This is a genomic window from Variovorax sp. Root473, from assembly GCF_001426505.1.
Lineage (GTDB): Bacteria > Pseudomonadota > Gammaproteobacteria > Burkholderiales > Burkholderiaceae_C > Variovorax.
In genome coordinates this window covers 2,377-20,320 of sequence record NZ_LMEV01000017.1, presented here as the reverse complement: position 1 = coordinate 20,320, position 17,944 = coordinate 2,377, and the positions used below count along the sequence as shown (strand labels likewise).

The window sequence follows — 17,944 nt, the reverse complement described above, 5'->3', positions numbered from 1 at the left end:
AGGCTGCGCGCACCGCGTGCCGCTTCTTTCCCCTGACGGGGTCGACACCAGAGGTCCGGCGAGGGCCGGTTCCTCGGTGTTCCTGAACTGAGTCACGGGCCCCGCCCGAAGGTTTTCATATGGACTTGCAGATTGCCCTGTTGCTGGGGCAGGACGGCATCGTGAACGGCGCGGTCTACGGACTGATGGCGCTCGCGCTGGTGCTGGTGTTTTCGGTCACGCGCGTGATCTTCATTCCGCAGGGCGAGTTCGTCGCCTTCGGTGCGCTCTCGATGGCGGCGCTGCAGGGCGGTCGCACACCGGCCACGCTGTGGCTGCTGGTGGCGCTGGGCGTCATGGCGCTGGTGGTCGAGGTGTGGCGCTGGAAGCGCGGCGCGACGATCGACTGGCGCTCGGCCTTCACATGGTGCGTCGCCTTCCCGGCCCTCGCCGCGGTGCTGGTGCTGGGCCTCAAGCCCACCTCGATGACCCTGCAGGCGATCACCACGCTGGTGCTGATCGCGCCGCTGGGGCCGCTGCTCTATCGCCTGGCGTATCGCCCGCTGGCCGATGCCACGGTGCTGATGCTGCTGATCGTCTCGGTCGCGCTGCACGGCGTGCTGGTCGGCCTGGGCCTGTTCTTCTTCGGTGCCGAAGGTTCGCGCACCACGCCGTTCTCCGACGTGCGCTTCGACATCGGCGGCATCCCCGTGAGCGGACAGTCGCTCGTGGTGGTGGGCGTTACCTTGCTGCTCGTGATCGCGATGTTCTGGTTCTTCGGCCGCTCCATGGTCGGCAAGGCGCTGCGCGCCACGGCCATCAACCGCGTGGGCGCGCGGCTCTCGGGCATTCCCACCGAGCTGTCGGGCGACCTGAGCTTTGCGCTCGCGGCGCTCATCGGCGCGGTGTCGGGCCTGCTGATCGCGCCGATCACCACGGTCTACTACGACACCGGTTTTCTCATCGGCCTGAAGGGCTTCGTGGCCGCCATCGTCGGCGGGCTCGCAAGCTACCCCCTGGCACTCGCGGGCGCGCTGCTGGTCGGCCTGCTGGAGGCCTTCTCTTCGTTCTGGGCCAGCGCGTACAAGGAAGTGCTGGTCTTCACCTTGATCATTCCGGTGCTGTGGTGGCGTTCGCTGCGCAGCCACCACGTGGAGGACGAGGAATGAGCGCGCCGTCGACTTCATCGTCCACCACCGCCGTGCACACGGGCCGTCCGCTGGTCACACCGCGCGTGCTCACGCTGGCGTGCATCGTCGCACTCGCGCTGGCCTGGGGCTGGCTGCCCGACTTCACGGTCGCGGTGCTGAGCAACATCGGCCTCTATGCGCTGGTGGCCGCCGGTCTGGTCATGCTGACCGGCGTGGGCGGCATGACCTCCTTCGGCCAGGCCGCGTTCGTCGGCATGGGGGCGTATGCCACCGCGTGGATCTGCACGTCGCCCACGGCCGCAGGCTGGCTCGGCGGCATCGCGGGCTCGGCGCTGGTGCCGTGGCTGGGCCTGCTGCTCGGGCTGGTGCTGACCTTCGCGCTGGCCTGGGCGCTCGGCGCGGTCACGCTGAAGCTGTCGGGCCACTACCTGCCGCTGTGCACCATCGCCTGGGGCCTGAGCCTGTACTTCCTGCTCGGCAACATGGAGTTCCTGGGCGGCCAGACCGGCATCACGGGCGTGCCGCCGCTGGTGATCGCAGGCATCTCGCTGGCCTCGCCGCGCGCGCTCGGCGTGGTGATCTGGGCCGTGCTGCTGCTGGCGCTGTGGGCGTTGCACAACCTGCTCGACTCGCGCGAGGGCCGCGCCATCCGCGCGCTCAAGGGCGGCCGGCTCATGGCCGAGTCGATGGGCGTCGACACGGCGCGCCACCGCATCAAGTTGTTCGTGCTGGCCGCACTCTTGGCGGCGGTGTCGGGCTGGCTCTACGCGCACATGCAGCGCTTCGTGAACCCGACGCCCTTCAACCTGAACATCGGCATCGAGATGCTGTTCATGGCGGTGGTCGGCGGCGCGGGCCACCTGTGGGGCGCGGTGCTCGGCGCCACGCTGATCACGCTGCTGAAGGAGAAGCTGCAGGACATCCTGCCCGCGCTGCTGGGCACCAGCGGCAACTTCGAAGTGGTGGTGTTCGGCCTGCTGATGCTGTTCGTGCTGCAGCGCTTTGCCGACGGCTTGTGGCCCACGCTGGCACGGCTGGTGAGCCGCTGGGTGCGGCCAGTGGCGAGGGCGCCCGCGGCCGGTTCATCGACGGCCCCGGCAGCGCAGCTCGCGCAGCGCGTGCTGCCGGCGGCGGGCACGATGCTGTTGCAGGCTGATGCGGTCAGCAAGCGCTTCGGTGGCCTCATCGCCAACAACGACATCTCGATGACGCTGAAGGCCGGCGAGATCCACGCACTGATCGGCCCCAACGGCGCCGGCAAGAGCACCTTCTTCAACATGATCTCGGGCGTGGACGATCCGACCTCCGGCGACGTGCGGCTCGAAGGCGACGTCATGTCGGGCCGCCCCTCGCGCGCCTTCGCGGCGCACGGCCTGGGCCGCACCTTCCAGCACGTGCGCCTGCTGGGGCAGCGCAGCGTGGTCGAGAACGTGGCGCTCGGCGCGCACCTGCGCGCCAGGCGCGGCTGGCTCGCAGCCATGCTGCGGCTGGACCGCGCCGAAGAAGCCGCATTGATGGCTGAGGCGCGCAAGCAGATCGAGCGCTGCGGCCTCGGCGCGCATGCCGACACGCCGGCCGCGTCGCTCTCGCTGGGGCAGCAGCGCGTGGTCGAGATCGCGCGTGCGCTCGCCGGCCAGCCCTCGGTGCTGCTGCTGGACGAACCCGCCGCCGGCCTGCGCCATCTTGAAAAGCGCGCGCTCTCCGAGCTGCTCGGGCAGTTGCGCGCCGAAGGCCTGGGCATCCTCGTGGTGGAGCACGACATGGAGTTCGTGATGAACCTCGCCGACCGCATCACCGTGCTGGAGTTCGGCACCGTGATCGCCACCGGCACGCCGGCCGAAGTGCAGGCCAACCCGCGCGTGCTCGAGGCCTACCTCGGTGGCGCCGACGACGAACTGCTGGAAGACGCCAAGTCATGAGCCACCCCATCCTCCAACTGGAAGACTTCTGCGTCGCCTACCGCACCGTGGAAGCGGTGCACAGCGTGCACCTGCACGTGAACGAAGGCGAGATCGTCACCGTCATCGGCCCCAACGGCGCGGGCAAGACCACGCTGCTGTGCGCGGCCATGGGCCTGCTGCAGTCGACCGGCAAGCTGTCGCTCGACGGCGCGCGCATCGCGCGCCCCGGCGTCGAGATCATGGTCGCGCGCGGCGTGGCGCTGGTGCCCGAGCGGCGCGAGCTGTTCGGCGAGATGTCGGTCGAAGACAACCTGCTGCTCGGCGGCTTCTACCAGTGGCGCAAGGGCCAACGCGACCAGCGCGCGCGCATGGACGAGATCTTCGAGATCTTTCCGCGCCTGAAGGAACGTCGTCCGCAGATGGCCTCCACGCTCTCGGGTGGCGAGCGCCAGATGCTGGCCATCGGCCGCGCCCTCATGGCACGCCCGCGCCTGCTGATGCTCGACGAGCCCTCACTCGGCCTGGCCCCGCTGGTGGTGCGCGAGGTGCTGCGCGTGGTGTCGCAGCTGCGCAAGCACGGCGTGTCGGTACTGCTGGTGGAACAGAACGCCCGCGCCGCCCTGCAGGTGGCCGACCGCGCCTACGTGCTCGAGATGGGCGCGGTGGCGCTCGAAGGCAACGCCGGCGATCTGCTGCACGACCAGCGAATCATCGATACCTACCTGGGCATCGGCAACAAGCAATGACCCCCGTGCAGCGCGCGCTCCGCGCCGCTGCGCCTTCCCTCTTCAAAGGACACGCGCCATGACCACCCTTCAAAGCTACATCGCCGGCCGCTGGATCGGCCAGGGAGCCGCACAGTCGCTGCGCAGCGCCGTCAACGGCCAGGCCGTTGCGAGCACGCACGCCGAGGCCATCGACTTCGCCGAGGCGCTGGCGCACGCGCGCCGCGTGGGCATTCCGGCGCTCATGAAGCTCGACTTCCAGCAGCGCGCCGAGCGACTGAAGGCGCTGGCCAAGTACCTGGCGGCAAACAAGGAAGCGCTGTATGCGGTGTCGGCCCACACGGGCGCCACGCGCGCCGACGGCTGGATCGACATCGAGGGCGGCGCCGGCACGCTGAGCGCCTACGCCAGCATCGGCACCAACGAGCTGCCCTCAGGCAACCTCGTGCACGAAGGCCCGGCTTTTCCGCTCGGCAAGAAGGGTGGCTTCGCAGGCACGCACATCCTGGTGCCCCGCGGCGGCGTGGCGGTGCACATCAATGCCTTCAACTTCCCGGTGTGGGGCCTGCTCGAGAAGTTCGCGCCCAGCTTCCTCGCGGGCATGCCCTGCATTGGCAAGCCGGCCACGGCCACGAGCTACCTCACCGAGGCGCTGATGAAGCTCATCGTGCAATCGGGCATCCTGCCCGAGGGCAGCCTGCAGCTCGTGATCGGCAGCACGGGCGACCTGCTCGACCGCCTCGAAGGCCCCGACGTGGTCACCTTCACCGGCTCGGCCGACACGGCCGCCAGGCTGCGCGTGAACGCGAACCTGGTGCGCCAGTCGATCCCGTTCAATGCCGAGGCCGACTCGCTGAACTGCGCGATCCTCGCGCCCGACGTCACGCCCGACGACGAGGAGTTCAATCTCTTCGTGAAAGAAGTGGCGCGCGAGATGACCATCAAGGCCGGCCAGAAGTGCACGGCGATCCGCCGCGCCATCGTGCCGCGCCAGCACCTCGATGCGGTGGCCGAGAAGCTGCGCGCACGCCTGGCCAAGACCGTCATCGGCGACCCGTCGCGTGAAGACGTGCGCATGGGCGCCCTCGCCTCGCGCGACCAGCAGGCCGATGTGGCCGAGCGCGTCGCCACGCTGCTGCAAGGCGCGGAGCTGGTGTATGGCGCGCGCGACGGCTTCTCGCCCGTGGGCGACGGCGTGAGCGAAGGCGCGTTCTTCGCGCCCACGCTGCTGCTGAGCCGCAAGCCGCTCGAACACGATGCGGCGCACGACATCGAGGCCTTCGGCCCCGTCAGCACGCTCATGCCTTACGACAGTGCGGACGGCATCGACGAAGCGCTGGCGCTGGCCGCGCGCGGCAAGGGCAGCCTCGTGGGCACGCTCGTCACGCGCGACCCGGCCATCGCCGCCAAGGCCATTCCGGTCGCTGCCGCCTGGCACGGACGCCTGCTGGTGCTCGACCGCGAAGCCGCCGCCGAATCGACCGGCCATGGCTCGCCGCTGCCGGTGCTCAAGCACGGCGGCCCGGGCCGCGCCGGTGGCGGCGAAGAGCTGGGCGGCCTGCGCGCCGTGAAGCACTACCTGCAGCGCGCCGCGCTGCAGGGTTCGCCCACCATGCTGGCGGCCGTCACCGGCGAGCACGTGCGCGGCGCCGCGCTGCGCGAGAGCGAGGTGCACCCGTTCCGCCGCTACTTCGAGGAACTGCGCATCGGCGACTCGCTGCTCACGCACCGCCGCACCGTGGGCGAGGCCGACATCGTCGCCTTCGGCGGCATCTCGGGCGACTACTTCTACATGCACTTCGACGACGAGGCGGCCAAGGCCTCGCCCTTCGGCAAGCGCATCGCGCACGGCTACTTCGTGCTGTCGGCAGCCGCGGGCCTGTTCGTCTCGCCCTCGCCCGGCCCGGTGCTGGCCAACTACGGCCTGGACACGCTGCGCTTCGTCAAGCCCGTGGGCATCGGCGACACCATCCAGGCGCGCCTGACCTGCAAGCGCAAGATCGACCGCAACAAGAAGGACGCGAGCGGCCAGGGCCAGGGCGTGGTGGCCTGGGACGTGGAGGTGACCAACCAGCTCGGCGAACTGGTCGCGAGCTACGATATCCTGACCCTCGTCTCCAAGAAACCAGAAACCCACTGATGTTCGATCTCACAGGAAAAGTCGCGCTCGTCACCGGCGGCAACGGCGGCATCGGCCTCGGCATGGCACAGGGCCTCGCCAAGGCCGGCGCCCGCGTCATCATTGCAGCGCGCAATGCACAGAAGTCGGCCGCTGCGGTCGAATCGCTGAAGGGACTGGGCAGCGACAGCTTCGCGCTCTCGCTCGACGTGACCGACGAAGCCTCGGTGCAGAAGGTGTTCGACGAGGTCGTGGCGCGCTGCGGCCGGCTCGACATCCTCGTCAACAACGCCGGCACCACGGTGCGCAAGCCGGTTGACCAGCTCGCGCTGGCCGAGTGGCACAAGGTGATGGACACCAACCTCACCAGCGCCTTCCTGTGCAGCCGCGCCGCGCACCCGCACCTGAAGGCCGCGGGCGGCGGCAAGATCATCAACATCGGCTCGATGATGTCGATCTTCGGCGCGCCCTACGCGCCGGCCTACGCCGCGAGCAAGGCCGGCATCGTGCAGCTCACCAAGTCGACCGCGCTCTCTTGGGCGGCCGACCAGATCCAGGTCAACGCCATCCTGCCAGGCTGGTTCGAGACCGAGCTGACCGACGGTGCCCGCAACCAGATCCCGGGCCTGTACGAGCGCGTGAAGACCCGCGCCGCCGCCGGCCGCTGGGGCCAGCCCTCGGACATCGCGGGCACCGCCGTGTTCCTGGCCAGCGCCGCGTCCGACTACGTGACCGGCACCGCCATTCCCGTCGACGGCGGGTTTTCGATCTCCGGCTGAGTCTTGCGGGCCGTGTAAATTCGGCCGCCATGCTCCTCTGGTTTCAGCTCTTTCTTGTTGTCGCAGGCACGGCCGCACTGCTGTACGTGTCGCGCGGCCCGCTCAGCCAGCCCGGCTCCCACGGCTTCTTCCGCTTCTTCGCGTGGGAATGCATGCTGGTGCTGATCGTGCTGAACCTGCCGGTGTGGCATGTCGATCCGTTCTCGGCCAAGCAGTTGATCTCGTGCGTGCTGCTGGCGCTGTCGATCTGGTTGCCCATCCACGCGGTGCGATTGCTCAAGGCGCACGGCAAGCCAAGCGACGTACGCAACGACGACCCGGCGCTGTACGGCTTTGAAAAGACCTCGGCGCTGGTCACCACCGGCGCCTTCCGCTACATCCGCCACCCGATGTACACGGCGCTGATGCTGCTGGCCTGGGGCGCGTTCCTCAAGCAGTTCACCTGGCTCACGCTGGTGCTGGTGCTGGCGGCCACGCTGTTCCTGTTCCTGACGGCGCTGCGCGACGAGAAGGAATGCCTCGCGCACTTCGGCGACGACTACCGCGCGTACATGCGCGGCACGCGGCGCTTCATTCCTTTCGTGTTGTAGCGCCGGGCGCTTCGGGCCCGCCCTCTTCTTTCCTCGCGCTCCACCAGGCGGAGAGCACCAGGCCGCCCTTGCGCACCAGCAGCACCGCCATGACCACGAGCACGGCCCGCGAGGCCACGTAGCCCGCGATGCCGAGCAGTGTCGACGGCAGCGGTTTGGACGCCCAGAAGATGACCCAGGTCGCCAGCCCGGCCATCGCCAGCCCGCCGACGATCAGCATCACGCCGCCCACCATCCACGTGAGGATCGCGAGCCGCGCGGCCAGGCCGGTCAGGCGGTCGGCGCCGGGCCAGTCGCGCCAGGTCCACAGCGCGGCCAGGCCCAGCGAACCCATCATGGCCGCCAGCAGGCCCATGAGGCTGTAGCCGACGACGGTGATGATCTGGTTCAGGTCCGGCATGCAGGCTACGGTGTCAAACGCGGCAGCGCTTTTGCATCGACCGCCTCGCCGTCGACGATGAAGTGCCCGCCCGCCACGTGGTGCAGCGTGCGCAGCTCGTCGTGTCCTTCGAAATGCCAGCGCCCCTCGGAGAACACGCGCGCGTCGGCTTGCGCCGCGATCACCTCGCCCAGGAACAGGTCGTAGCGCTGCTGGATCGGCGGCTCGGGCAGCAGCCGGCATTCGAGCCAGGCCGCACAGCCTTCGAGCAGCGGCGCGCCGGTGGCCTCGCCCGCGAAGGTCGAGAGGCCGTAGGCGGCGAACTTGTCGCTGCCGTCGCGCTCGGCGATCTCGCGGCCCGAGCTGTTGCCCAGCGCCTCGGTCAGGTCGAGCTGCGCGCGCGTGGGCACCTGCAGTGCGAAGGTGCCCGCGCCCTCAAGCAGCACGCGCGTCCAGGTGCTCTTGTCGAGCACGACCGCCACCTTGGGCGGATCGAAGTCCAGCGGCATCGCCCAGGCCGCGGCCATGATGTTGCGCCGGCCATCGTGCGCGGCGCTCACGAGCACCGTGGGCCCGTGGTTCAAAAGACGGTAGGCCTTGTTCAGCGGAACCGGCCGGCGGTGAGAGGCGTTCATGCGCGTGGGGCCCGCGATGGCAAGCCCGGAGGATGGAGGCCCGCCAGCCTACCAGCAGGTGCCGCGCCCTGCCCTGCGGAGGGGCTCAGGCGCGGCGTGGCTCGTCACGCCGCGTAGGCGTCGCACAGGGCGAGGTACTCGTCGCCCGAAATTTCCAATGCCGTCGCACGGCGCAGCACCCGGGCCTTCGGCTTGGGCAGGTCGGTCTTGATCTGGATCTGCTTGCCGATGGGAATGCCCATGTAGTCCTGGTTGACCCAGGTGTTCTCGACGATGTTGCCCCACGGCAGCAGCAGGCCGTTCTCGAAGGTCAGCCCCTGGCGGCCGATGACGAACGCGGGTGTTCCGATGTTGGCCAGTGTGCGGATGCACTTCACGGCCAGCCACGCGGCCAGCAGGCCGAAGGCCGCCGCGATGAGGATGCCGATGTTCTTGTCCTGCGTGCGAATGCACAGCACGGCGAGCACGACCGCGACCACCACCCAGAGCGTGGCACCGGCGATCAGCCGCGTGCGCGAGTAGAAGACGGGGCGGTCCTGGCGGGTTTTTTCCTGTTGGCTGGCGGAGCTGTAGATTTCCATTTTTGAGTCCCTGTACTTTGGAGATGAAGAAAATCGGGAGAAGGCTCAGGCCGACGGCAGGCGCTGCATGAGGCAGCCCATCAGCACCGGCTCGTTGTCGATCTTCGAGCGATCGATCTTGCGGGTCTTGCCGTTGGCCACGATCACCAGGTGCTCGTCGACATCCATCGCTTCGGCATCCGACTGTGTGCGGATGGTGTCGATGCTCGACCACGCGATCAACTGGCCCTTGTGCACCAGCCCTTCCGCATTCAGCGCCAGCGCGCCGAAGGGCACGGTGTCGCCCGCATGCAGGCGCCGCTCCACGTCGTGCCGCAGCACTTCGCCCACGGCCTCTTCCACTTCGGCGACGAGCGCGTACGGGTCGTCCCACAGGTCGAGCCGCAGGCGCAGCGTGCGGCCATCGCGGGTGGTGAGCAGCAGGTGGTTGCGGTTGTGGCGATGGCGCAGCCGCGTCACGTCGGCGAAGGCAACCGTCTGTGTGCCCAGCTGCAGGCCGTGCGCGGTCAGCGTCAGCACCGACGGGGTGCGCAGCCACGCAAAGAAGTCGCTGCCCTTCCAGCAGATCAAATAGATCGCAGCCGGAATCGCCAGCACCAGCACGAAGAACGCGCCCTTGTAGCGAACGAAATCCGGCGTGATGAGGTACGGAAGGATGTAGATCTTGGCCGGCACCAGCACCATGGCGCAGAACACATAGATCGCGGCCAGGCCGGCCAGCACACAGTAGAACGCGTAGCGCGGAAAGATGCGGTCGTGGCGAAGGGGCATGTGAAGCGAGTACCCAATGCGTCGACAACGGGCGTGGTGGCGTGGAGCTGAATTGCGCGCACGACCATACCAGCGGGAAGCGTCGCTCCCGAGGCTGCGCGGGCGTTATGGCATGTTTTTTTTGAGCCGGTGCCGTCTTCTGAGAAGTCCGTTAACCGACAAGATTTAAGTTTGATGCCTACTTCGCAAAAACCGCTGCTTAAGCATTCATGACAACCCGGAAAGCAGTGTGCAGTGTGGCCTCAGCGCCCGTCGGAACTCACCGGCCCGCGCCGATGCCGTGGTGCGCATCTTCCGCCGCCGCCACCAGCCGCAGCCCGGCGCGCACGCGCGCCAGCGTTTCGTTCTCACGCTGCGGCGCATACACGGCGTGCGCCGAATGCGAGAACTCGGGCGCGCCCTCCACCAGCCGCAGCCGCCCGTCGTCAAGGTACGGACGCACAACGCCGATGCGGAAGTAGCCCGCACCACCCACCGCGAGCAGGTAGGTAAGCGCCAGCGGCCCGAGCGAGATCGACACCGTCGCGTGGGCCAGTTCCGGAAACGCAGCCTCGTGGTTGGCTGCGAAGGCTGGGCCCCAATCCACCGACACGTAGCGCGCACGGTCGAGGCGGCCGTCAGGGTCGGTGGTGACCATCACCAGCCGCTCCTCGGCCAGCAGCTCGGTCACGAGGCCGGGGCGCTGCGGCGGGTTGTAGAGCACGGCCAGGTCGAGCGCACCGCCCTGCACGGCCTCGAGCAGACGCTGTGCGCTGTCGACCTCGGCGCGCAGCGCAATCTCGGGGCAGACGCGGTGCATCCAGATCAGCCAGTCGGCCAGCAGCGGGTGCCACAGGCTGGGCTCGCTGCCCACGCTCACGCCTTCTACGATGCCCGGCGGCAGCGCGACATGCTGGCGCGCACGCTCCCACACCTGCACCAGCGTGGTCGCGTGGGCCACGAAGCGCTCGCCCGAGGCCGTGAGCCGCGCGCCGGCCTTGTTGCGCACGAAGAGGCGCCGGCCAAGCTGGTCTTCGAGCAGGCGGATGCGCGCGCTGACGGCGGTCTGCGTCAGGTGCAGCCGCTCGGCCGCGGCAATGAAGCTGCCGGTGGCCGCAACTTCGAGGAACGTGCGAGCAAGGCCAATGTCCATCGTTTCATATTAGTTTTTTTGCAGTCATTTGCAATGAACATTCATTGGCTTGAGGAGAAGCTTCGGTTCACCATGGGCATGAAACGACTTCCGGAGCCCTGCCCATGCGTCCCCTGCCACCCATGCCCCATGCCTCTTCGGCTGACGATGCCGCTGCGCCCTTTGCTGACACACCCGCCGCGCAGCGCGCGCAGGGGCTGCGTTTTCCCGAGCGCGTGGAAGTGTCCTCGCCGGTCTGCTATGCCGACGAGCTCGACGCGGCCTACCGCGAGGCCAGCGACCGCGACGCGCTGCTGGCCGCGCTGAACGAACTGCTCGAAGCCGAGCGCGCCGGCGCTCGCATCACGCTGCGCAGCGCCGCCGAAACCGACGACCCCGCGCTGCAGCGCCTGGTGACCGACATCCATCGCGACGAAGTGCGCTGGTGCGGCGTGCTGATCGACGCAATCCAGTCGCTGCCCGCCACGCCCAGCACGCGCACCGGCGCGTTCTACGAGCGCGCGATGGCCGTGCCGGACCTGGACGCGCGCCTGGCCCTGCTCAACCGGGGCCAGGGCTGGGTGGTGCGCAAGCTGCAGGCGCTGCTGCCACGCCTTGGCGACACGCACATCCACGGCGAGCTGACGGCGATGCTGATGTCTCACCAGCAGAACATCGCGCGCGTCAACGCGCAACAGGCACCACAGGTTCCCTGCGAGCCGCAAGAAGGAGCTTCCCCATGAATGCACAGGACGTCATGACCTCGCCGGTCTTCACCATCGCACCGGACACGCCGGTGCGTGACATCAGCGCGCTGCTGCTGGCACGCCACATCAGCGGCGTGCCCGTGGTCGAGCAGGGCGACGTGGTCGGCATCGTGAGCAAATCCGACCTGCTGCACCGCTACGAGGCCGAGCCCGGCGGCGCGCCGTCGCGCCCATGGTGGCAGCGCTGGGTGCAGCGCACGGCGCCGCCGCGCGACTACGTGCGCTCGCACGCGCTGCGCGCGGCCGACCTGATGACGCGCGAGCCGGTGTCGATCACCGAAGATCTCTCGCTGGCCCGCGTCGCGCAGCTGTTGACCGCGTACCGCATCCAGCGCCTGCCGGTGGTGCGCGGACGCCGGCTGGTGGGCATCGTGACGAGTGGCGACCTGGTCAAGGCGCTGCTGCGGCGGGCCGACGCAGATACCTCGTGCACCGACGCATGCGACGACACACAGATCCTGGCGCGCCTCGTGGCAGAACTCGAACGACAGACCTGGTGGAGCCGCGCGTGGTCGCATGTGTCGGTGGAAGACGGCATCGTGATGTATCACGGCATGGTCGGCAACGAGGCCGAGCGCGACGCGGCGCGCGTGGCAGCCGAAGGCATCACAGGCGTGCGCGGCGTGGTCGACGAGCGGCTGTGCACGATCGAGTGGCAGACGATGGTCTGAGAAGCAAAGAAAATTGCAACACGGCGCGGGGGAGCGCCATCCAATGGGCAGAAGGAATCCATCGCATGCCGCCCACCGCCCTGCCCCTCACTGTCGATGCTGCGGCAAATGCCTCCGACGCCGAACTCGCGGCGTGCGCCGCGCAGGGCGACACGCAGGCCTTCGCACGCATCATGCGGCGGCACAACCAGCTGCTGTTCCGCTCCGCGCGCAGCATCCTGCACAGCGACGCCGACACCGAAGACGCGCTGCAGGACGCCTACCTGCGCGCCTGGCGCGCCATCGGCAGCTTCCGTGAAGAAGCAAAGCTCTCGACCTGGCTGGTGCGCATCGTCATCAACGAAGCGCTGGGCCGCCTGCGGCGTCGCGGCGCGCAGGTGATTCCGCTCGACGGCCATGCGGACACGGGGGACGACGACGCCCGCGATACGCAACTTGCCGACGACCCCGACCGCCAACCGGAGCGCCTCGCCATGCGCGAAGACCTGCGCCGACTCATGGAACGCCGCATCGACCGGCTGCCCGGCGCCTACCGCACCGTGTTCGTGCTGCGCGCCGTACAGGAACTCAGCGTCGGCGAAACCGCCGAAGCGCTGCAGCTGCCCGAGGCCACGGTGCGGCTGCGCTTCTTCCGCGCCCGCAGCCTGCTGCGCGAAGGCCTGTCGCGCGACATCGACCTCGCGACGGGCGATGCCTTCGCGTTCGACGGCGCGCGCTGCGACCGCATCGTGGCGCGCGTGCTGGCGGCGCTGCCCTGATGGCTTCCCACAACCACCACCCCCGAGGAGACCCCACCATGTCCTTTTTCCTGATGCCCACCCCGGCCGCCGCGCGGCGCGCCTTCCTCGGCCGCTCTGGCCTGATGCTGTCGGGCGCCGCCGTGGCGCTGCTGGCGGGGCGCGACGCGCTCGCCGCGAAGAGCGGCGGTGCCACCGGCAACGACGTGCAGATCCTCAACACCGCGCTCGGCGCCGAGCTCGAGGCGATCGCGGCCTACCAGCTCGGCGCGGAAAGCAAGCTGCTCGAGAAGCCCGTGCTGGACCTCGCCGTGACCTTCCAGGGCCACCACAAGGAGCATGCCGACCTGCTGGCCAAGACCATCGCGAAGCTCGGCGGCAAGGCCGTCGCGGCCAAGGCGCGCTACGACTTCCCGGTGGAGCAGCTCAAGTCGCAGGCCGACGTACTGCGTTTCGCGGCGAAGCTTGAACAAGGCGCCGTGAGTGCCTACCTGGGCGCAGTGCCGTTGTTCGGCAACCGCGAGCTGTCGAAGGCCGCGGCCAGCATCCTCGGCGACGAGGCGATGCACTGGGCCGTGCTGCGCCAGGCGCTCGGCGAGGCGCCGGTGCCTTCGGCGTTCGTATCGTGAGCCGTGCGGCGCGCGGGCTCGCTGCGAGCCTGCTGGCCGCGTGGGCCTGCGCAGGTGCCGCAACGCCCGATGCGGTGCGCGGCGAACAGGTCTACGCGCGCTGCCAGGCCTGCCACGCACTGGCCGCCGACCGGGTCGGGCCGCGCCACTGCGGCCTGTTCGGCCGGCTCGCCGGCAGCGTGCCGGGCTTCGCGTACTCGGAGGCGATGAAGAAGTCGCGCATCGTGTGGAACGACAAGACGCTCGACCGCTTCCTCAGCGCCCCGCTCGCGATGGTGCCGGGCAGCAGCATGACCTACGACGGCGTACCCGACCCGCGGGAGCGCGCCGACCTGCTCGCCTACCTGCGGCAGGCGAACGGCACGCCGGCCTGCGCGGCACTGGCGCGCCCTACGTCGCGCTGACTGCAGGCGAGGCGGACGCGAAGGCGCCCGCGATCTCGCGCGTCACGCGCAAGAATGCCTCCATCTCGCCCACCGTGTGGCAATGCAGCGGCGACACCCGCACCGTGCCTTCGAGCCCGAACGATTCGAGCATCCGCTTCGAGTAGATACTGCTGGCCACGCGCTCGTACACCGTGACGCCACGCAGGCCGTACTCGACCACGGCCTGCGTGCAGTCGAGCCCGTCGAAGCCGATGCCCAGGATCAGGTCGCGCTGCGTCAGGTCTTCATGGTCGAGGAACACCTGCACGCCGTCGAGCGCGCGCAGGCCCGGCGTCTGCGCGGTGCCGTCGAGCAGCGTCGCCAGCAGTGCGCGCTCGTGCAGTTCGATGCGCTCGATGCCCGCGACGAAGCGCGCGCGGCGGTCGGAGGCATCGGTGAAGTGGCCGCCGAGCCAGCCCACGTAGTCGACGATTTCGTTGAGCACCGCGAACTGCCACGGCGCCGAGCTGCCCAGCTCCCAGTGGCCGGGCTTCTTGCCGGCCAGCTTGTGATGCGGCAGCGCGGCCGCGCGCTCCGACATCCACGCAAAGCCCGAGCCGCGGCAGCCGAAGAACTTGTAGGGCGCGAGGTTGATGCCGTCCAACGGCGTCTGCTGCAGGTCGATGACGCCGTGCGGCGCGTGCTGCACGGCATCGACGAGGATGTACAGGTCGGGCTTGATCTCTCGCGCGCGCCGCACGATGGCCGCCATGTCGAGCTTGGCGCCCGAGATGTTCGACGCATGGATCACGTTGAGCACACAGGTGTGCTCGTCGATCAGCCCGACGATGGCGTCCACGTCGACACCGCCGGTGACGGGGTTGCTCTTCGCCACGCGCAGCTCGCGCCCCAGGCGCTCCGCATACAGGCGCATGGCGTCGAAGGCCGACGGATGCTCGAGCGCGGTCGTGACCATGTTCGTGCCCGGCACGTTCTCGGCCACCGCGCGCACCATGTCGAACATCGCGCCCGAGGCGGTGAGCGAGGGGTACACGCTGCCGCCGGTGGCGTTGAGGATGGTGCGCAGGTCGTCGGCGCCGCGCGCCTGCATCGCCTGCAACTCGACGGCCGTTTCATGGATGCGCTCGGCGTTGTCGGGAATGGCGTCGACCTGCGCAAAGCGCTCGACCGCTGCCTTCAGACGGAACGAGCCGCCCGCGTTGTCGAAGTACAGGCGCTCGCGGCCGTGGTGGTCGCGCTCGATGCCCAGGAAGCGCTCGCGCACCTGGCGCATCAGCGCATCGGAAAAAAGCTCGCCTTGGGGCAGGTCCGCTCGTGTGGCTGCCATGGTGTCAGACGCCCTTGTTGTTGGGGTTCTTGTAGATCTCGCGCACCGCGTCCGTCATCGGGAAGTTCAGGTTCGCGTTGCGCGGCGGGATCGGCGAGAGGAACCACTTGCTGTACAGCTGCTCGATGGCGCCCGACTTCATGAGGCCGTTGACGGTCTCGTCGACCAGCGCCTTGAACTCGGGGTCGTCCTTGCGCAGCATGATGCCGTAGGGCTCCTGGCGCAGCGACTCCTTGAGGATCTTGTAGTCGCCCGGGTTGGGTGCGCTGGCGATCATGCCGGCCAGCTGCACGTCGTCGAGCACGTACGCGTCGGCGCGGCCCGTGGACAGCAGCAGGAAGCCGTCGGACGTGTCCTTGCCCGCGATCTCGTTCACCTCGATGGTGCCGCTCTTGCGTGCGCCGCGCAGCAGCTGGATCGAGGTGCTGCCCGAGACGGTGGCCACGTTCTTGCCGTTGAGGTCGGGCAGCGCGTTGATGCCCGAGCTCTTCTTCACGGCGGCCGTGATGTTGGTGACGAAGTGGCTCGGTGCGAAGTCGACCTGCGCCTGGCGCTGCGTGGTGTTGGTGGTGGTCGCGCAGTCCAGGTCCACGGTGCCGTTCTGCAGCAGCGGGATGCGGTTGGTCGAGTTGAGCATGGTGTAGCGCACCTCGATCTTCGGCAGGCCCAGCTTGGCTTTCACGGCGTCGACGATCTTCAGGCAGATGTCGTTGGTGAAGCCGATGGGCGCGCTGTCGGCGCTGAGCTTGTACGAGAACGGGATCTGGCTGTCGCGCGCGCCGATCTGGATCGTGCCGCTCTCCCTGATCTTGCGCAGCGTGCCGACGTCCTGGGCACTGGCGGCGCTGCAGGCGAAGACGAGGGCGAGTGCCGATGCGAGAGGCAGTTTGAAGTCCATGGTGTGTTCCTTGGGTTGCAATGACGGTGGCCTGGGGCGCATCTTGTGCGTCCCGATGAATTTCTAAAAGCGATTTTTTGTGATCGAATTGCATGAATAAAAGCGTTCTTTTCAGGAGCCGCCCGCCGTGATGACCTTCAAGCAACTCGAAGCCCTGTTCTGGATCGCCCGGCTGGGCGGCTTCGCGCAGGCGGCCAACCAGCTGCACACCTCGCAGTCGGCCATTTCCAAGCGTGTGCACGAGCTGGAGCAGCTGTTCGACACCGAGCTGTTCGACCGCAGCCAGCGCACCGCGCGGCTCACCGACAAGGGCGAGGAGATGTTCGTGCTCGCCAAAAAGCTGCTCGACCAGCGCGACGCCGCGGTCGAGCAGTTCGGCAAGCCCGGCGTGGTGGAGCGGCGCATCCGCCTCGGCGTGACCGAGCTCACGGCGATGACGTGGCTGCCGCGCCTGGTTGGCCTGATCCAGCAGCACTACCCCAAGGTGATCCTCGAGCCGGACGTGGACGACAGCCTGCAGCTGCGCGACAAGCTACTGGCCGACGAGCTCGACGTGGTCATCGTGCCCCACACCTTTGCCGACGCGCGCATGCAGAGCAAGGTCATCGGCCGCGTGAAGAGCGCGTGGATGTGCAAGCCCGGCGTGATCCCCTCTGCCGCGGCCACCGGCACCGTGCGCCTGCACGACCTCGTGCGCCACCGCATGCTGGTGCAGGGCAACAACTCGGGCACCGGCCGCGCCTACGACGCCTGGATGAAGGACCAGGGCGTGCAGCCCGCCAACGCCATCGTGGTGAGCAACCTCGTGGCACTCACGGGCCTCACCGTGTCGGGCCTGGGCGTGAGCTACCTGCCGCGCGAATGCCTCGCGCCACTGGTCGACGCCGGCATGCTCGAGGTGATCGAGGTGACGCCCGCGCTGCCCGTGGTGCGGTATGTGGCCATGCACAAGGGCGAGCATCGCAGCGCACTCACGTCGTCGATCGTGATGCTGGCACAGGCGTGCTGCGACTTCACGCGCATGTTCCAGGCGCAGCCGGAGGAAGAGCGCTCCTAGCGTCCGCGCGTCAGCATCCGCCCCGCGCGCGCCAGCACCTTCGCTTCGCCCTGGCCGCCGCGGTAGGCCAGCACCCCGTTCACGAACACGCGCTCGACGCCGACGCTCACGCCATGCGGCTTGTCGTAGGTGGCGGTGTCGGTGATGGTCTCGGGGTCGAACACGACCACGTCGGCCATGGTGCCGACGCGCAGCAGGCCGNGAAGAGCTTGCGCTGGCGCCAGTAGCGCGCGAACACGCGCGGGAACGCGCCCCACAGCCGCGGATGCGGATGGCGGTCGTGCGGCAGGCCGTCGCTGCCGATCATGGTGAGCGGGTGCGCAATGACGCGCTCCACGTCTTCTTCCAGCATCTGGAAGTAGCAGGCGCCGCCGGGCTTCAGGCGCAGGCAGGCCTCCTGCTCGGTGGTGCCCCACTCGCGCGCGATGTCGGCGATGAGGCGGCCCGTCATCTCGGGGTGCGGGTCGGACCAGGTCAGCAGCACGTCGATCACGCCGTCGACCAGNNGATCTGCTGGCGCTGCGACAGCGCCTCGATCAGCGGCAGCGTTTCCTTGGTGCGGCCCCAGTTCGCAGGCCCCGCGCACTTGTGGTGCGAGATGACCAGCGGCACGCCCGCGCTGAACGCCGTGTCGCCGGCCTCGTGCAGCGCTTCGATGATCTGCTGCATCTCGCTGCGCAGGTGCGTGGCGTACACACCGCCGTGGCGTGCCACGACGCGCGCGAGCGCGGTGACTTCCTCGGCCGGTGCG

Annotated in this window: 19 protein-coding genes and 3 pseudogenes; 12 read left to right on the top strand and 10 right to left on the bottom strand. The window is 68.9% G+C overall.

What is annotated here, in order from left to right; genetic code table 11:
• The first annotated feature begins 119 nt into the window (after positions 1 to 119).
• From ASD34_RS13295 to ASD34_RS13270, 6 genes are read left to right on the top strand one after another with little or no spacing between them, the layout of a single operon-like run.
• Positions 120 to 1,148, top strand: coding sequence for a branched-chain amino acid ABC transporter permease (locus tag ASD34_RS13295; protein ID WP_056578125.1), 1,029 nt, complete (start codon positions 120 to 122; stop codon positions 1,146 to 1,148).
• Positions 1,145 to 3,049 carry an ABC transporter permease subunit gene (locus ASD34_RS13290; protein WP_056578123.1) on the top strand — a complete coding sequence of 635 codons (1,905 nt, stop codon included), beginning with the start codon at positions 1,145 to 1,147 and terminating at the stop codon, positions 3,047 to 3,049. Before ASD34_RS13295 ends, ASD34_RS13290 begins: the two co-directional genes overlap by 4 nt.
• A complete protein-coding gene (locus ASD34_RS13285; protein WP_056578121.1) occupies positions 3,046 to 3,777 on the top strand; it encodes an ABC transporter ATP-binding protein in 732 nt (243 codons plus the stop codon). Before ASD34_RS13290 ends, ASD34_RS13285 begins: the two co-directional genes overlap by 4 nt.
• A 58-nt stretch (positions 3,778 to 3,835) precedes the next feature.
• Positions 3,836 to 5,896 carry a phenylacetic acid degradation bifunctional protein PaaZ gene (gene paaZ / locus ASD34_RS13280; protein ID WP_056578119.1) on the top strand — a complete coding sequence of 687 codons (2,061 nt, stop codon included), beginning with the start codon at positions 3,836 to 3,838 and terminating at the stop codon, positions 5,894 to 5,896.
• Positions 5,896 to 6,654: an SDR family NAD(P)-dependent oxidoreductase gene (locus ASD34_RS13275; protein ID WP_056578116.1), complete on the top strand. Its 759-nt coding sequence runs from the start codon at positions 5,896 to 5,898 to the stop codon at positions 6,652 to 6,654. Before paaZ ends, ASD34_RS13275 begins: the two co-directional genes overlap by 1 nt.
• 29 nt (positions 6,655 to 6,683) lie before the next feature.
• Positions 6,684 to 7,244 (top strand): methyltransferase family protein, encoded by a 561-nt coding sequence (locus ASD34_RS13270; protein ID WP_056578114.1) that lies wholly within the window; start codon positions 6,684 to 6,686, stop codon positions 7,242 to 7,244.
• On the opposite strand, the gene ASD34_RS13265 is transcribed toward ASD34_RS13270, so the two are convergent.
• The 5 genes from ASD34_RS13265 to ASD34_RS13245 all read right to left on the bottom strand — a co-directional run bounded on the left by ASD34_RS13265 (position 7,225) and on the right by ASD34_RS13245 (position 10,742).
• Complete coding sequence (locus ASD34_RS13265) at positions 7,225 to 7,644, bottom strand: hypothetical protein (RefSeq protein ID WP_056578112.1); 420 nt, start codon at positions 7,642 to 7,644, stop codon at positions 7,225 to 7,227. The genes ASD34_RS13270 and ASD34_RS13265 overlap by 20 nt on opposite strands.
• Positions 7,645 to 7,649: 5 nt before the next feature.
• The gene (locus tag ASD34_RS13260; protein WP_056578110.1) at positions 7,650 to 8,258 is read right to left on the bottom strand and encodes a flavin reductase family protein; all 609 of its coding nucleotides are present in this window, start codon (positions 8,256 to 8,258) and stop codon (positions 7,650 to 7,652) included.
• Between the two features lie 104 nt (positions 8,259 to 8,362).
• Entirely contained in the window at positions 8,363 to 8,839 is a 477-nt protein-coding gene (locus ASD34_RS13255; protein WP_056578108.1) for a hypothetical protein, read from the bottom strand.
• A 45-nt stretch (positions 8,840 to 8,884) separates the two neighbouring features.
• Positions 8,885 to 9,610 carry a hypothetical protein gene (locus ASD34_RS13250; RefSeq protein ID WP_056578106.1) on the bottom strand — a complete coding sequence of 242 codons (726 nt, stop codon included), beginning with the start codon at positions 9,608 to 9,610 and terminating at the stop codon, positions 8,885 to 8,887.
• Between the two features lie 259 nt (positions 9,611 to 9,869).
• On the bottom strand, positions 9,870 to 10,742 hold the full coding sequence (locus tag ASD34_RS13245) for a LysR family transcriptional regulator (protein ID WP_056578105.1): 873 nt from the start codon (positions 10,740 to 10,742) through the stop codon (positions 9,870 to 9,872).
• Between the two features lie 122 nt (positions 10,743 to 10,864).
• Here ASD34_RS13245 and ASD34_RS13240 point away from each other — a divergent pair, with 122 nt between their 5' ends.
• From ASD34_RS13240 to ASD34_RS13220, 5 genes are all read left to right on the top strand, one after another.
• Positions 10,865 to 11,464, top strand: coding sequence for a DUF6306 domain-containing protein (locus ASD34_RS13240; RefSeq protein WP_235510061.1), 600 nt, complete (start codon positions 10,865 to 10,867; stop codon positions 11,462 to 11,464).
• Positions 11,461 to 12,159: a CBS domain-containing protein gene (locus ASD34_RS13235; protein ID WP_056578103.1), complete on the top strand. Its 699-nt coding sequence runs from the start codon at positions 11,461 to 11,463 to the stop codon at positions 12,157 to 12,159. The genes ASD34_RS13240 and ASD34_RS13235 overlap by 4 nt, the downstream gene beginning before the upstream one ends.
• Positions 12,160 to 12,224: 65 nt before the next feature.
• Positions 12,225 to 12,917, top strand: coding sequence for an RNA polymerase sigma factor (locus ASD34_RS13230; RefSeq protein ID WP_056578101.1), 693 nt, complete (start codon positions 12,225 to 12,227; stop codon positions 12,915 to 12,917).
• A gap of 38 nt (positions 12,918 to 12,955) precedes the next feature.
• Positions 12,956 to 13,525 carry a ferritin-like domain-containing protein gene (locus ASD34_RS13225; RefSeq protein ID WP_056578099.1) on the top strand — a complete coding sequence of 190 codons (570 nt, stop codon included), beginning with the start codon at positions 12,956 to 12,958 and terminating at the stop codon, positions 13,523 to 13,525.
• Positions 13,526 to 13,554: 29 nt separating this feature from the next.
• Complete coding sequence (locus tag ASD34_RS13220) at positions 13,555 to 13,929, top strand: c-type cytochrome (RefSeq protein ID WP_056582305.1); 375 nt, start codon at positions 13,555 to 13,557, stop codon at positions 13,927 to 13,929.
• Here the strand turns inward: ASD34_RS13220 and ASD34_RS13215 are convergent.
• Together ASD34_RS13215 and ASD34_RS13210 are read right to left on the bottom strand one after the other, a co-directional pair.
• Positions 13,916 to 15,238, bottom strand: coding sequence for an aminotransferase class V-fold PLP-dependent enzyme (locus ASD34_RS13215; protein WP_056578097.1), 1,323 nt, complete (start codon positions 15,236 to 15,238; stop codon positions 13,916 to 13,918). The two genes, ASD34_RS13220 and ASD34_RS13215, sit on opposite strands and share 14 nt — an antisense overlap.
• A 4-nt stretch (positions 15,239 to 15,242) precedes the next feature.
• The gene (locus tag ASD34_RS13210) at positions 15,243 to 16,136 is read right to left on the bottom strand and encodes an amino acid ABC transporter substrate-binding protein (protein ID WP_056578095.1); all 894 of its coding nucleotides are present in this window, start codon (positions 16,134 to 16,136) and stop codon (positions 15,243 to 15,245) included.
• 130 nt (positions 16,137 to 16,266) lie between these two features.
• Between ASD34_RS13210 and ASD34_RS13205 the strand changes: the two genes are divergently transcribed.
• Entirely contained in the window at positions 16,267 to 17,193 is a 927-nt protein-coding gene (locus ASD34_RS13205) for a LysR family transcriptional regulator (protein ID WP_056578093.1), read from the top strand.
• On the opposite strand, the pseudogene ASD34_RS28220 reads toward ASD34_RS13205, so the two are convergent.
• The 3 pseudogenes from ASD34_RS28220 to ASD34_RS28210 all read right to left on the bottom strand — a co-directional run.
• Positions 17,190 to 17,394 (bottom strand): annotated as a pseudogene (locus tag ASD34_RS28220) (D-aminoacylase); the annotation flags it as partial. The gene ASD34_RS13205 and the pseudogene ASD34_RS28220 overlap by 4 nt on opposite strands.
• Before the next feature lies 1 nt (position 17,395).
• A pseudogene (locus ASD34_RS28215) lies at positions 17,396 to 17,698 on the bottom strand (D-aminoacylase); the annotation flags it as partial.
• Between the two features lie 2 nt (positions 17,699 to 17,700).
• Positions 17,701 to 17,944: pseudogene (locus ASD34_RS28210) on the bottom strand (D-aminoacylase); the annotation flags it as partial.

What these genes read in the sequence shown, in the direction of transcription:
- ASD34_RS13205 (WP_056578093.1), top strand. Translation starts at nt 16,267, where the DNA reads ATGACCTTCAAGCAACTCGAAGCCCTGTTCTGGATCGCCCGGCTGGGC.
- ASD34_RS13240 (WP_235510061.1), top strand. Translation starts at nt 10,865, where the DNA reads ATGCCCCATGCCTCTTCGGCTGACGATGCCGCTGCGCCCTTTGCTGAC.
- ASD34_RS13270 (WP_056578114.1), top strand. Translation starts at nt 6,684, where the DNA reads ATGCTCCTCTGGTTTCAGCTCTTTCTTGTTGTCGCAGGCACGGCCGCA.
- ASD34_RS13295 (WP_056578125.1), top strand. Translation starts at nt 120, where the DNA reads ATGGACTTGCAGATTGCCCTGTTGCTGGGGCAGGACGGCATCGTGAAC.
- ASD34_RS13260 (WP_056578110.1), bottom strand. Translation starts at nt 8,258, where the DNA reads ATGAACGCCTCTCACCGCCGGCCGGTTCCGCTGAACAAGGCCTACCGT.
- ASD34_RS13245 (WP_056578105.1), bottom strand. Translation starts at nt 10,742, where the DNA reads ATGGACATTGGCCTTGCTCGCACGTTCCTCGAAGTTGCGGCCACCGGC.
- ASD34_RS13250 (WP_056578106.1), bottom strand. Translation starts at nt 9,610, where the DNA reads ATGCCCCTTCGCCACGACCGCATCTTTCCGCGCTACGCGTTCTACTGT.
- ASD34_RS13265 (WP_056578112.1), bottom strand. Translation starts at nt 7,644, where the DNA reads ATGCCGGACCTGAACCAGATCATCACCGTCGTCGGCTACAGCCTCATG.
- ASD34_RS13215 (WP_056578097.1), bottom strand. Translation starts at nt 15,238, where the DNA reads ATGGCAGCCACACGAGCGGACCTGCCCCAAGGCGAGCTTTTTTCCGAT.
- ASD34_RS13210 (WP_056578095.1), bottom strand. Translation starts at nt 16,136, where the DNA reads ATGGACTTCAAACTGCCTCTCGCATCGGCACTCGCCCTCGTCTTCGCC.
- ASD34_RS13230 (WP_056578101.1), top strand. Translation starts at nt 12,225, where the DNA reads ATGCCGCCCACCGCCCTGCCCCTCACTGTCGATGCTGCGGCAAATGCC.
- ASD34_RS13255 (WP_056578108.1), bottom strand. Translation starts at nt 8,839, where the DNA reads ATGGAAATCTACAGCTCCGCCAGCCAACAGGAAAAAACCCGCCAGGAC.
- ASD34_RS13290 (WP_056578123.1), top strand. Translation starts at nt 1,145, where the DNA reads ATGAGCGCGCCGTCGACTTCATCGTCCACCACCGCCGTGCACACGGGC.
- ASD34_RS13285 (WP_056578121.1), top strand. Translation starts at nt 3,046, where the DNA reads ATGAGCCACCCCATCCTCCAACTGGAAGACTTCTGCGTCGCCTACCGC.
- paaZ (WP_056578119.1), top strand. Translation starts at nt 3,836, where the DNA reads ATGACCACCCTTCAAAGCTACATCGCCGGCCGCTGGATCGGCCAGGGA.
- ASD34_RS13225 (WP_056578099.1), top strand. Translation starts at nt 12,956, where the DNA reads ATGTCCTTTTTCCTGATGCCCACCCCGGCCGCCGCGCGGCGCGCCTTC.
- ASD34_RS13275 (WP_056578116.1), top strand. Translation starts at nt 5,896, where the DNA reads ATGTTCGATCTCACAGGAAAAGTCGCGCTCGTCACCGGCGGCAACGGC.
- ASD34_RS13235 (WP_056578103.1), top strand. Translation starts at nt 11,461, where the DNA reads ATGAATGCACAGGACGTCATGACCTCGCCGGTCTTCACCATCGCACCG.